The organism is Acidaminococcus sp. (genome assembly GCF_050873445.1).
GTDB lineage: Bacteria > Bacillota > Negativicutes > Acidaminococcales > Acidaminococcaceae > Acidaminococcus.
This window is the reverse complement of the sequence record NZ_JBNMIU010000012.1, coordinates 30,369-43,843: the sequence shown is the minus strand read 5'-3', so window position 1 is coordinate 43,843 and position 13,475 is coordinate 30,369. Positions and strand designations below refer to the sequence as shown.

12 protein-coding genes and 1 pseudogene are annotated in these 13,475 nt (G+C 34.7%); 2 read left to right on the top strand and 11 right to left on the bottom strand.

The features are described from left to right. The coding region (locus ACR0QW_RS03610) for a transposase (protein WP_432642355.1) at window positions 1–315 on the top strand (315 nt) is incomplete at its 5' end. A 226-nt stretch (window positions 316–541) separates the two neighbouring features. Here the strand turns inward: ACR0QW_RS03610 and neuC are convergent. The 7 genes from neuC to ACR0QW_RS03575 are packed head-to-tail and all read right to left on the bottom strand — an operon-like array spanning window position 542 to window position 7,585. Next, window positions 542–1,708, bottom strand: coding sequence for a UDP-N-acetylglucosamine 2-epimerase (neuC, locus tag ACR0QW_RS03605; protein ID WP_432642354.1), 1,167 nt, complete (start codon window positions 1,706–1,708; stop codon window positions 542–544). 12 nt (window positions 1,709–1,720) lie between these two features. Further along, window positions 1,721–2,395 (bottom strand): cytidylyltransferase domain-containing protein, encoded by a 675-nt coding sequence (locus tag ACR0QW_RS03600; RefSeq protein ID WP_432642353.1) that lies wholly within the window; start codon window positions 2,393–2,395, stop codon window positions 1,721–1,723. 15 nt (window positions 2,396–2,410) lie between these two features. Further along, window positions 2,411–3,448, bottom strand: coding sequence for an N-acetylneuraminate synthase (gene neuB / locus ACR0QW_RS03595; protein WP_432642352.1), 1,038 nt, complete (start codon window positions 3,446–3,448; stop codon window positions 2,411–2,413). Further along, window positions 3,445–4,077 carry an acetyltransferase gene (locus ACR0QW_RS03590; RefSeq protein ID WP_432642351.1) on the bottom strand — a complete coding sequence of 211 codons (633 nt, stop codon included), beginning with the start codon at window positions 4,075–4,077 and terminating at the stop codon, window positions 3,445–3,447. The genes neuB and ACR0QW_RS03590 overlap by 4 nt, the downstream gene beginning before the upstream one ends. 13 nt (window positions 4,078–4,090) lie before the next feature. Further along, window positions 4,091–5,551, bottom strand: coding sequence for a lipopolysaccharide biosynthesis protein (locus ACR0QW_RS03585; protein WP_432642350.1), 1,461 nt, complete (start codon window positions 5,549–5,551; stop codon window positions 4,091–4,093). A 2-nt stretch (window positions 5,552–5,553) separates the two neighbouring features. Further along, on the bottom strand, window positions 5,554–6,936 hold the full coding sequence (locus tag ACR0QW_RS03580) for a DUF6418 domain-containing protein (protein ID WP_432642349.1): 1,383 nt from the start codon (window positions 6,934–6,936) through the stop codon (window positions 5,554–5,556). A 22-nt stretch (window positions 6,937–6,958) separates the two neighbouring features. After that, window positions 6,959–7,585, bottom strand: a complete 627-nt coding sequence (locus ACR0QW_RS03575) for a hypothetical protein (RefSeq protein WP_432642348.1) — start codon at window positions 7,583–7,585, stop codon at window positions 6,959–6,961. Between the two features lie 268 nt (window positions 7,586–7,853). Here ACR0QW_RS03575 and ACR0QW_RS03570 point away from each other — a divergent pair. Further along, window positions 7,854–9,009 (top strand): annotated as a pseudogene (locus ACR0QW_RS03570) (IS110 family transposase). Window positions 9,010–9,146: 137 nt separating this feature from the next. Here the strand turns inward: ACR0QW_RS03570 and ACR0QW_RS03565 are convergent. From ACR0QW_RS03565 to ACR0QW_RS03550, 4 genes are read right to left on the bottom strand one after another with little or no spacing between them, the layout of a single operon-like run. After that, window positions 9,147–10,229 carry a hypothetical protein gene (locus ACR0QW_RS03565; protein WP_432642347.1) on the bottom strand — a complete coding sequence of 361 codons (1,083 nt, stop codon included), beginning with the start codon at window positions 10,227–10,229 and terminating at the stop codon, window positions 9,147–9,149. Between the two features lie 15 nt (window positions 10,230–10,244). After that, the gene (locus tag ACR0QW_RS03560; RefSeq protein ID WP_432642346.1) at window positions 10,245–11,051 is read right to left on the bottom strand and encodes a LicD family protein; all 807 of its coding nucleotides are present in this window, start codon (window positions 11,049–11,051) and stop codon (window positions 10,245–10,247) included. 13 nt (window positions 11,052–11,064) lie between these two features. After that, a complete protein-coding gene (locus ACR0QW_RS03555; RefSeq protein ID WP_432642345.1) occupies window positions 11,065–12,396 on the bottom strand; it encodes an adenylyltransferase/cytidyltransferase family protein in 1,332 nt (443 codons plus the stop codon). Further along, window positions 12,393–13,475, bottom strand: coding sequence for a pyridoxal-phosphate-dependent aminotransferase family protein (locus ACR0QW_RS03550; protein ID WP_432642344.1), 1,083 nt, complete (start codon window positions 13,473–13,475; stop codon window positions 12,393–12,395). The genes ACR0QW_RS03555 and ACR0QW_RS03550 overlap by 4 nt, the downstream gene beginning before the upstream one ends.

Below are 13,475 nucleotides of genomic sequence, written 5' to 3'. Positions count from 1 at the left end.
TGCAGCGGTTGTCCCTATGCAGAACGATGCAAGAAGACTCCGCGTAACAAACGGATCAGCCTGAATCGGGAACTCACGAAATTCCATGAGGAGGTTAAAGGACGGCTGACAGATAGCCGCGGATTCCTGCTGAGACGGAATCGTGCGATACAGGCAGAAGGTACTTTCGGGGTCATAAAAAATGACCGGGAGTATGATCGGATTGTCCGAAGAGGTCTGGATTCAGTGAAAATGGAAGTTTTCCTGGTTTCTATTGGCTTTAACTTATACAAATACCATAAGAAACAGCAAGCACATATGGATATGGCAGCTTAATTAAAAAAGCTGATTTTTGGGGAAAGGGGGAAGTATGCTCTTTTCTCCTCAAATTTTGTTGAGGGAGCCATAGAGATAAAAAAAGAAGGGGCTGTGAAGAAATGAATTCTCATTTCTTCACAGCCCCTTTGTTGAGGATTTGTCGCAAAACCATTCTAACATGAAACTTCACTATGGATTTTTGTTTTTTTAGTTAACTATTCAAGTTCATTCTGTAACAGACCAACTAAATTTTAAAGTTGATATCAAAAAAAGCTTTAGGAAATTTTGTAATTCCCTCTTGGGTTAATTTGATGATATCTTTTGTTTTTCTATAATATCTTTCTACAGTATTAGGTTGATAATAAGGATTTTCCAAAGGATTTACTTCAGGTTTAATGGTCAATTGATCCATTGCAGAAAGAATACTAGCTGTATCGCAAGTAACATCAATTACGCTGTTGCCTCTGACTCTTCCTTTCTGTCGATCACCAACATTGATAGTATAAATGCCCAAGCTAGGTGCTTCTATAATTCCAGAAGAAGAATTGCCTAATAAACATATAGAATTCTTCAACAGAGCATGATAACCATCTGTTGGTAAATTTTCAAAATACTTAGCATTATCATTTGCACTTACGAAACTCTTAATAGCTTGACGAATTTCATCACCATGTGTATCAGCATTTGATCCAAGAAAAACGTACTCAAATTCTGGATGTTTTTTTACCGCCAACAGAATTTGATTAACCTGCTCCACCGGATTTCGCTCAGTCAGCGTTTCCGGATGAAATAAAACAACAAAATATTGTTTTGAAGGCATTTTTTTTACTGTCTCAGGTACTAAGGCGTCATTAATTTCCAGGCAATTTTCCGCCCCTAAAGCACCTAAGTTAAATACTCTTTCAGGTGCTTCTCCTAACTGGATAACTCTTTTTCGATATATTTCTGTAGCCGTAAAATGGAACCAACTCATTTTTGTAATAGCATGACGAATAAATTCATCATAATTAGCAAATGTAGCTTCTCCCCCATGAATATGTAGAATAGGGATACGTTGCATAGCTGCTGCCAATGCTACAGGTAGAATTTCATATCTATCTCCTAGAACCAAAAGCAAGTTATAGCAATGATTCTGGAAATATTCGCCAAATTTATCTAACGCAACTGCCATAGTATGCAAGACACCAGCATTACTAGAAGGATTTATAGGCAAAGAAATTTCTACACCAATAGGAAATCCATCATTTTCAATTAGACTTACTTGCTTGCCAAATCTTGAATCAAGCAATGCTCCTGTTACCAACAGTTCTAAATCAATTGATGCATCTTCTTTTAGTTTTCCTAAATAATGTCTCATAATGCCATAATCGGCCCGAGAACCCGTTACAAAAGCAATTTTTGTTTTACTCATCCTTGCTTCCTTTCATTTTTTATTCATGCAGAAACAAGCAAATTCATAATCTAGTTCATCATCAATATCAATAGAATCTTGCTTATTCATCATGTATGCCAGGCTTTTTGCACCAAAAAAATGTTTTTGCTTTAAATATGCTGCAGGTTTTGCCATGAAAATAGCACCATTAGGGGAATATGCTTTATAGCTTTGTCGCTTATAATTAGAGAAATCCGTATCAAAGTGTTTTAAACTTTCGTCTTTCTCAATTGGTTTAACCAAAACCCCTGCATGCTCAGCTTCCTTAACTGAAACAAGAAAATCAAATGCTTGATAATTCAGCTCAAACTTGTTTACTGCTTCTAAAATATGCTTATGTGTTCTCATTGGCGAAGTGGGCTGTAATAAGACAAAATAATCGAATTCAGTATCTAATCGATTTAAAAGATCTTTCAAAACATCAAAGGTTGTTGCGGTATCATTTGAAAGTTCTTTCGTCCGATACATAACTTCTGCCCCATATTTTTTAGCAATACTACCATATTCTCTTGAATCTGTTGAAACAATAATTTTATCAAATATTTTACTTTTTACTGCTGCTTCAATAGAATAAGCCATTAAAGGCTTGCCACAAAGATCAATAATATTTTTATTCTTTAACCCTTTAGATCCTGACCTAGCTGGTATAATTGCGATTTTTCTCATTATGTAACTCCTTACTTATTCTTGCCATCTGAATCCTGAAGCTTCTATCAACTGTTCTTCACTGAAATCTTTTTCTGCTTTTTTCCCTAAGATTTTATACCATTCCATTGGACTAATCCCATTTCCTGGGCGTTTACATGTTAAATTATCCATTGTAAATAATTCACCTTTTTTAATTATATGGCTCGCAACAATAGATTTTCTAGCTACAATTTTATTTTTACGTTCAGACTCTGTTACGATTTTTTTCCCTTCTCCAGCCAACAGTTCCATTCTGCGTACATTATGACACAATGCTTTAAGTTCTTCAGGCGTAGCAGAAGCTTTGTGATCAGGCCCAGGGAAATCCTTATTCAGAGTAAAATGTTTTTCAATCATTGTGATGCCAAGAATAGAAGCACCAACAGCCGCAATATAACCTACGGAATGGTCAGAAAATCCCACTTTATACCCTGGAAAATGTTTTTTTATATCCTCAATAGCTAAAATATTTACATCTTTATCTGGTGTAGGATACTCAGTGTTACAATGTAAAATTGTAATTTCATCTGCTTTAGTACCCGCTTTTTCTAAGATGTCTAAGCTTTGTTGAATTTCATCCAAATTGGCCATACCTGTAGATAACAGGATTTTTTTATCTGGACATTGGAAAGAACCAATTTCCTCCAAATAAGGTAAATTTGTAATTTCCCCTGAAGGAATCTTCCAAACATGTTGATTATTTTCCTCCAAAAATTTAATGGATGGCATATCAAACGCCGTAGAAAATACTTCCAACCCTAAACTTTCTGCATATTTTTTTAATTCTAAGTAGTCAGCAGGTGCTAATTCAAGTTTCCGGGTCATTTCAAGTTGGCTATCTGCTGTACCAGTTGTTACTTTCTGATACTCTGCTTTAGGAGCATAACGAGAAATTAAAGCATCCGCTTTAAAAGTTTGAAACTTAACTGCATCCACACCACATTCTTTTGCTTTTTCAACCATGATTCGAGCAAGTTCCTTACTTCCATTATGATTGCACCCTATTTCTGCCACAATGTAAACATGTTTCATCCTAACATAGCCCCCTTCTTGATAGTTTTAGCCGGTACACCTGCCACCGTTATGCCGTCACCAACATCGCGAATAACCACTGACCCGGCTCCAATCGTTGACCATTGACCAATATGTAATTGACCAATGGTAACACTGCAGCTTCCTACAAAACTGCCTTCTCCGACTACGACATCCCCATTAATTACAGAATTTGTTGAAAGATTAACATGATCATGAACAGTACAGCCATGCTCGACCAACGCTCTTGTATTGACAATACAATCATTACCAATCACGGCCTTACTATTGACAATTGTTAGCTTACCTACAAAACAGCCGTTACCTATTTCAGCCCGAGGTGAAATGATAGCACTACGATCCACAACATTTATCAAACGTAATTTATTGTCAATCAATCGTTTATACCAAATACTTCGTTTTTCATTATTCCCAATTGATATGAAATAAAAATACTGATGCATATCGTCTAAATCATTTAAAGATCTGCCGAGAATCGGATATCCTAAATGATCTTTTTCATTAGAAATTTCATCGATAAAACCAACAACCTGGTAATTGTAATAATCAATCGAATCTAATATGGATTTGGCATACCCGCCAGCCCCTATTAAAATGAGTTTCTCCATGCCTATCCCTCTTTTATTTTTCTGCTTTCAAACGAGAAGTAGTTGTTTTAACGAATCTAATCATATCACGAAATGTTTCCTTAAAACATAAAAACATAATAATCCAAATGCAAAATATAACTAGCAATTCATAGTAATAGTGATCGTTAAAGATATAATTTGAAATGCCAAGTACAAGAAGCAGTACCACGCCAATTGCAGTCTTTTTAATATTTTTAATACTTTTATAATAGTGCTGTCCCCGCCATGTAGCTAAAGTGAAACGAATAACAGAAGCTATAGCAGCTGCCATTGCGACACCAGGCAATCCACAAAGAGGAATCAATGTATAAGCCAATATTAAATATAAGGCAATCGCTAAAAGATAAATAGCAGTCATTTCACGATTTCTTTTAGCTAATGCCATACCATAATTTGTCGTTTGTTCTAATAAAATAATTAAGGGATCAAGCAACACCAACGAAAAGAAAAGACGGCTACTTTGGAATGCCTTACCAATAAATAAATATGCCACATGCTGGAATATCAAAAAACCACTTAATAGAGCTATGACAAAAATAATGATGTAATCATGAACTTGAATGATACGTTTTTGCTCTGTTTTGTAATGCGCATACATAAAAGCAGCCCAGTAAGTACGAAAACCACTTTGTACTACATTAAAAGCAGTAACAAAAAAACCTGTAGAAGCAAATATACCTAGAGAGTAACTATCTGTACGGATTTTAATAATAAAAGGAATCAAAAAACTGCTGGCAGAAAACGCCATGGATAATGGCCATCCCCATAACCCATATCGAAAGACCTCGCCAAACCCTTGATTGCTCCAATGAAAATGGCCTGGCCAAATTGACTTTTTTTGGACAAACGAATAAACGACCATAAGCACAAAAAGGCCAGACGTATTAAATAGCAATACCGTATCAGTTGTTGGAGAAAGTAATGCTGCTGCTACCACAAATAGTTTAGAAAAAAATTGAACCAGTACTGTTTGGATAGTATAATGCAAAGAATCGTTATCAAGCCGATAATATTGAGAATAATAATTGTTCAATACCACCATAGATAATGCATTCATTGATAACAAAACTGTAAAAAATAGGCTTACCCTATTAAATAATGTAAGGGAAATCTTTCTATAATAGAAAGCAGAAGAAAAACAAGTAAGGATCAACAAAAATAATACAGAGTAGAACAAGCATTTTGTAAATACTTGTTTTTTATCCCACCCGACTGGCGGTTCATTAAAGAACCGTAGCATCGCCCCATCAAGCCCAAGACAGGCAAAACTAGCCAAGAAGGTACTTGCTGTATTAAATATATTCAATGTACCATAAATTTCCGGTGTAAAAAGTCTCGTTGTAATAACTACTGAAGCAATACCGATAAAAAAATTAATCCAAGAAGATACAGAGAATTTTAATATGGATTTTAAAAATCCGGATGTAGATATAGAATTACTTTGAGTCCCCATAATTACCCCAATGCATTTTTTCTAGCAAGATATGACCTGCATATCCCCAAGAAAAACATTAAAAAAATACAGATCATCGTTTGATAAGAGAAAATCATATAAAAATCAGATTGTGTCAGAACCGTGTTCATTATTACCATCATTTTTCCGCTTATGATTAATTCTGGAATATGCATATAAGAATATGCTGCTAAAAAATATCTTGTAAGTCCCCAAAATAATATGCCAAAAAGAATCGCCGAAATCATCAATCCTGGTTCTTTGAAATAATAATATATTGATGCAAATGTAGAATCGGCATACCGGCTGTTACTATTAATTTTATTCCAAAACAAATCTAATGGCGTTGTTTTTTCCATGATCTTATAAATTCCAGATTTATAAGTAGGCTTATTGTTAAGTGTAAAAAACATATCTAATTCATCATTTAATTCGTAAGTATCAAGATTTGAGGCATTGCTTAAATCATACATGGCCCACCACAATTGACCATTTTGCGCAATCCGCTGAATCAGATAATTTTTATTCTGGCTGACAGTTGAATGATATAAGAGGATACGATGCCCAAAAATAACTCCTGTTAATAGGAATAAAACCAATAACGCTCTAGTAAGATATTTGATTGTTGATTTTAAATCTAAATTTTGCTTTAAATAACTGATAATAGTAAATATATAGCAAAATACTAGAAAAAAAGCACCAAATTTTTCGCCTGTCCAAAATTTGTAAACAGCAAATACTATCAATGCTCTCAAACTCATCTTACGATAGTTTGAATGAAAAATACCTGCAACTATGGCTGGAAGAATGTATGTAAAATATCCAATCAATTTCCCCTGCAATGGTGAAATATATTTTTCAGCATACAAAAAACGATCCATCTGCTCTAAAAAGAAAGGATGGAAAAATACAGATAAAAATTGCAGTAAAAAAAATCCAGTAAAGACAATCCCAACAATTGAAAATATCGGAACACCAATATTTCGTATTTTTAAGTTCAATGAGGTTTCTTTCTTAAAAATAACAGATTCACTTGAAGGTAAAAAAAATTCTAATATATAAATGGATGATAAAACTAAAAACCAGGTAAAAACTAAATAGAATAGGGAATGTTTGGAATAACCGTATGTATTCAATTCTGGTAAAAAAAGACTTGTCCGCTCAATAATTAAAACGCCTAAAATGTTGGTAACAGCAGTAAAAATAACAAAGGGATAACGCAAATAAAACATAGGAAAATGAAAAAAAACAACAATTGCCCAAATCTCTAAAATAAGCAGACCAAGCCAATTTGCCTTTTCTCCAACACTTGCTGCCCAGCAGACAGCAAATAAAATGTATGCTATTGCAGTACATATCAGAGTTATATTGCTATTCTTTCCCATATAATCATTACTCCAACAACGTTTAATAACTATGGTGTCCCTTAGCTTTAGAAGTTAAAAGATAATGCAACATACTTATACAACCAGAGAAAATAATTGATCCCAAAAATATAGTTAACATTTTTTTTGATTTTCCTTGTTGCGCATATTGAATATTACCCTGGTCGCCAGTCAAATCAGTTGCACTTGCTAAATGAATCTTATCATAAATAGAATTATAATCAGTAATATTCCCACTTTGTGCATTTTTCAATTGCCACTCATAAGCGAAGCGTTCTTGCATTAATTGGTTAATTTCTTCAAGTAATTTAGGTTTAACTTTCTGAGTAAAAGCAAGAACTCTTTCTTTATCCTGACCCGTTACAGTAAAATTAATAATTGTTGTTCCTGGATTTGTATTTCCTTTAAATTTTACGCCATAATTTTTAATTCCAACTTCGTTTGCAACATAATTCTCTCCAAGATAAATTATAGTCTGTGTATCTGGATTGGTAAAAATATATTGGGGTAATTTAATAGTTATTTTACTTTGAAAATCAGATTTTTGTGCTTTAAACAATACAAATGTTGCAACGACATTAATTAAGATCATAATAACAAGTGTAATTTTCCATTCTTTTTTAATATAATCAATAACGTCAAATTCCATATATTCTTGTATGATGATTACAGAAGCAAAATCTCATATTTCCTTTCTTTTTATTCTGTGGTTCAATACATTCAGATACTGTGGGACTTTTAATGGTTTCCTGTAGCTCTGGCTACTTTATAGGAGTATATTGCCGCTGCCTTTATCTGAATTGTTTATTAGCTGGATGTGCCGGAGAACTTCTCTTAAGTACTTATTTCAATCAAGTCTACGATGATAATCGCTGGTAGATGCCACAGTATCAGGAACCCCGAAGGAGGTTTTCTTCATGTACTACGTCGACATCGATATTGCCAAACTCAATCATTTTGCCTCTGTTGTTTCAGCAGACGGTGAAGTACTTGTCAAGCCGTTCAAATTTACGAATGACAATGATGGCTTCTGTAAGCTGCTCTCTACGCTCGCACCATACGAGCAGGGCAGCCTCATCATTGGTATTGAATCGACGGTACACTATGCAGATAACCTGGTGGAATTTCTTGTGTCCAGGCGCTACCAGGTCTGCGTCATCAACCTCATCCAGACTTTCTCGATGCGTAAGAACAACATCCGAAAGACCAATAAGGTGGATACGCTTGTCATCGCCAAGACACTCATTACACAGCCTCACCGACTCATCTCGCAGGAGGATATTGACCTCATGCACTTGAAGAGTCTCGGCCGTTTCCGGCAGAAGAACATCAAGGAACGCACTCGACTGAAGATACAGCTCACGGCTTACATGGACCGTGTCTTTCCAGAGCTCCAATACTTCTTCAAATCCGGACTTCATCAGAAGGCCGTTTATGCTCTCTTCTGAAAGAGGCTCCTTCGCCTGAACGGACGGGCTTCTATGCATCTGACCCATCTGGCGCGTCTGCTTGAAGTTGCACTTCCATAAAGGGCAGGCCAAAGAATTAAGGATTCTGGCACAGAAGTCTGTCGGTCCTAGCGACAAAGCCCTATCCTTATAAGTAACACAGACTGTAGAGCAGATTGAGTTACTGGATAGGCAGATCAAAGATATCGAATCCCAGATGAACGAAATTATGCTGGGACTTGATTCCGTTATTATGACCATTCCCGGCATTGGATACATCAATAGTGGGATGATTCTGGGCGAGATTGGCGATATCCATCGCTTCTCCAAGCCCTGTCAACTGCTTGCATTTGTTGGACTGGACCCTTTGGTGTATCAGTCCGGCAATTTCAATGCTCACCACTCAAGGATGTCCAAGCGTGGATCCCGAACTCTCCGGTAGGCATTGGTCAATGCAGCTCACAACGTAACAAAGAATAACAAGACCTTCAAGGCTTACTATGACTATGACGCCAAGATGGCCGAAGGCCGGACTCACTACAATGCCTTAGGGCATTGTGCCGGCAAGCTCGTCAGGGTCATCTTTAAGATGCTGACGGATGATGTGGCATTCAATCTCGAGTAAGTTCTAACCCGAGACCATAGTAGATTTTAAAAAACACCCGTAAGGGGGTTCTATTAGAGTTACCCTTTTTACAGCCACAGACAAAAAGATAATTTTCTGCTAATCTATACTTGACTTTTCATAGCTGGTCTCCCTTCTTACAACACTTTAAGATATTTTTCCAATTGATTCCAATTATTAGGTTCATATATTCTACCACCATATCGACTATAAACTATTTTAAATTTTTTTATAAATTTATTTAATCTACTAGAATTTATTGATTGATTAGCAATCTGATATAATAAAATTATTTTGGGCGTATAACCCCAAAACATAAATGGAGTAAATGCTGCTGTTGAAAATAATGTTATCAATACAGTATCATTAATATCTGAGGATATAGAGGCTTCAAAAATATCCGTTCCATTAACTTTTAATACTTTGGAAGGTATGCTATAACTTTTAGGAGTTCTAGGATGAATTTTTATATATAATTTTTTATCTTTGCAAATATTACATATCTTACTAATAGATTTAGTCTGTGTATCCTCAAAGCATGCTAATTTTTTAGAATCATAAATAAAAGGCTGTTGTAAATATAGAATATCACATTTAGGTATCATACCTTTAGTAAATATCTTCTTTATTAATTCTTTAAATCCGTTGTTTTTTAAATCAGGGTGATTGATATGTTTTAGAATAAATTTTTTGTTATCTACTACTAAATCCGGTTCCATAACATATAAAGTTTTATACATTTGTAGATATTGATTATAATTGAGCAAATTAGATATTTGATTCTGACTTTCGCTTAGCATCGTATATTCATCGTGATTAATATAACTAGCTAATCCATCATCGCCAAATCCAAACTCACAATCATGACTATATTTAGAAATATATTTCGCAAACAAGCTGGCAATAATAAGATTCCCTGGAAAAAAAATAAATTTTTTAAAAGTATACTTTTTACATAAATCTATAGCCTTTCTATAAAAGAAAAAGAATCTGATTTTACGTTCGATAGCATATCTTTTTGTTCCAAAATAGTCATTTAGTATTACAATTTTTTTAAACAATTTTTTCCCTATATTACTATTTAAATTATTTATGATTTTCTTATTATCAACAAAATGAGGGGAAACAAATAAGATTACTTCTTGATTTTTAAAATCGTTTTGAGTTAGGGAAATTGCCACCAACAAATGATAAATTGTAGTGCAATAAATGCCTATCATTTCTAAATCAATCCTTTACAATTTTTTATAAGCAATAATATTATGTCCTACTCTCATTTCTACTGGCGGCAATTTAGTATAGTCTGTATACATATTCTTAAGATATTGTTTCCAGCACGACATAACAGAAAACTGTTTGCCTTCAAACTCTATTATTGTCATTCTTTCAAAATCACTTTTTAATAATTTTTCTTTAACTCCTTCTCCCCAAGCAATGACACCTACATATTTAGCATCTTCATAAGGATAAGTTTTAGCTAAAGCATCCATTTTCTTTATACAACGATTAATTCCATACAGGCGACATAACGGGACAATAAATAATTTTCCCAACACATGTGCTACAGTCTTTCCTTTAAATAATCTAGCAGATGCTAAAGTTACTATTTTTTGTAATTTTTGTGATTGATTGTAGATTTTTTTCATTTTAGAAATGTCTTCCGTAAATCCATCTACAGGAAATACATCTATCCACAAATACTGACTCCTTTTTGTCATACTATACGTATTTTTACAAGGAATATCCCGATTAATAACCGCAGCATAAGTTGCGTCTAGACTATGGTTTAAATCATCAGCAATTAATTCTATTGCTCCATGGTTAAAAGAACTATGCAACGTCACTAATTTTTCATAATCAGGTCGTGGCATAGCTACGTCAATATCATCATCCCAAGGAATGAAGCCTTTATGGCGAGCTGCTCCAATCAAAGTTCCATATACGAGAGAATATTTTAGCTCATTTTTTTTGCAAAATTCGTCAAAATAGGATAAAAGGTTCAATTCTTCTAATTGAATCTCTCTCAAAGTTAATTGTTTCATTTCATAGCATCCCTTAAAAGTAACTAGTTAAATTTTTATTTTGAAATACTTGCAATACCTTGCTCTCTGCTAAAATGTCATCTTCAGCAAGGTACAGATTTTCTTTTTCTTTTATATTTTTGATAAACTCAACTATTTCATATCGCAATCCTTCCCCTTCAAACTTATAGAAGAACTTGCTATTTTTATTTATATCTTCATAGCGAAGTTCATAATACTCCGTTTTCCACCAGGGAGCTGGCACATATACATATCCTTTTGTACCAGAAATGACCAAATCTCCTTCTGCTTTCGCATTGATAGCCACCAATGCAGATGCCATTGCATGGTCATACACAAAATTCATCCGTGTCATTGTATCTACACCATTTTCCTGATGACTAATGAAATCGATTTTTTTATAATCATAACCGAGTAATTTAAAAATAGCCAAAAGAGGATAAGCACCTAAAGACAACATGCTGCCACCAGCAATACGGATCTGATTTTCCAACTCTTTACCAAGGATTTGCGTAAAATTAGCCTCTACACTTAAAACTTTCCCAATCCGGCCACTTTTCACTAACGCTATCAGTTTCCCAAATGCAGGACAGTAGGCAGTCTTTAAGCCCTCCATGAGAAGAAGATTATTTTCTCGTGCTAAATCAAGTAGTTCTTTCGCCTTGTTATAATCTGGACAAAAAGGGAATTCCGTTAAAACATGTTTTCCTGCTTTCAATGCCTTCTCTATCAAATCAGAACGCTGAGAAAGAGGAGCATTAATATAAACAGCATCTATATTTTTAAACAGATTCTCTAATGAAAAATATTGAAGTAAATCTCCACTTTTCTTAGCTTTATATATATAGTCTATATCGTCATTTTCGGCAAATTGGCCAGCAATCTCCATGCCACTAACAAATTTACTTTCATCCAGAAAGCGGTCTAAAATACGTTCATTACCAATGACACCCAAGCGAATACAATGAGCATTTCTGATTTTCGTACTGGAAATCCCTTCTGTACGTTCTAAATAAATGACTTTACAGTATTCATTCAGATAGTCAAAGTAGCCTTTCCAGTCAGAACCAACAGTAAAGATGTCCACATTGTATTTTTGAATATCATCAATTTTTTGGCCCACATATTCTTCGATAACGATTTTATCAGCAAAGCCGGTTTTTTTGACATTTTCAACCCGGGTCATTAGATCGTCGTGAACATTAAATTTACCTCGAGATTTATCAAAATAATCCGAAGTAATGCCAACGATCAAATAATCGCCCAGTGCTTTAGCTCGTTTTAGTAAATTATAATGGCCTTGGTGAAATAAATCATAAGTGCCATAGGTAATAACTTTTTTCATTCCTCTTCCTCAAGAATTGATTTAATGACATTATCCATCACTTGAATTAACATCTTGTTATCCTCTACTGTGGTGTCCCCGATATGAGCTACCCGCAGCACATAGTTTTCACGAGCTCCACCCGTGGGATTAACAAAGATATCATATTGATCTTTCAATACTTCAAAGACTTTCTTAGCGATTGGTTTATCAAAAATGATAGGAGTAACAGCATTACTCAAAGGAAATTTAGGAATTTTTACAGGTAATACCTGTACTCTTTTTCGAAAGTCTTTTGCTACTTCGCCAATCCGATTGAGAAAATCCGTTTCTCCTTCTTCATCTATTAAGTGAAGAGCTCTATTCATTTCCAGGCAAATACCTACGCAAGGAGTAAACGGAGTTTGCCCCCTTTGGAAGTTCTTGAGGTACTCTTTAAAGTTAAAATATAAATTTTGAACTTTGCTCTTTTTAACACGTTCCTCGATAATTCTAGGACTCAGCATGACTACAGAAAGGCCTGGAGCAATACACATGCCTTTTTGAGAGCTGACAACTACAACGTCAATGCCATTTTTCTCCATATTAAAAGGGTCAATCAGATAAGAGCTGATTGCATCAACAATAAAATAGCAATGGTTACGTCGACAAAAATTAGCCAGCATGTTCACATCATAAAGTTGCCCTGTTGAAGTCTCATCAATATTAACTAACAAAGCAGTAAATCCAATATTATCAAAAGGAGCTAATTTGTCCTCAGTCAACTGTTCATCGGCTTTTAAGTGTACACATTCATAAGGGATTTCATGAATGGCACATAATTGAGCAAAGCGGTGTCCAAAGGTCCCACCATCAATGACCAATACTTTATCTTCCTTCGTAAGACAATTCATAATAACTGCTTCCATTGCGCCTGTCCCAGAAGCTGTTAAATAAATTCCTTTAGAACCCTCAGGAGCATGCATGAATTTCTGAACCAATCGATCCGAATCTAACATCAAATTAGAAAATTCCTGGGTTCTAAAATAAGGAACCATCTGTCCCCCGACTTCCATGATTTCTTTTCTCATTTGTGTAGGACCGACCGTAAAAAGTTTCAT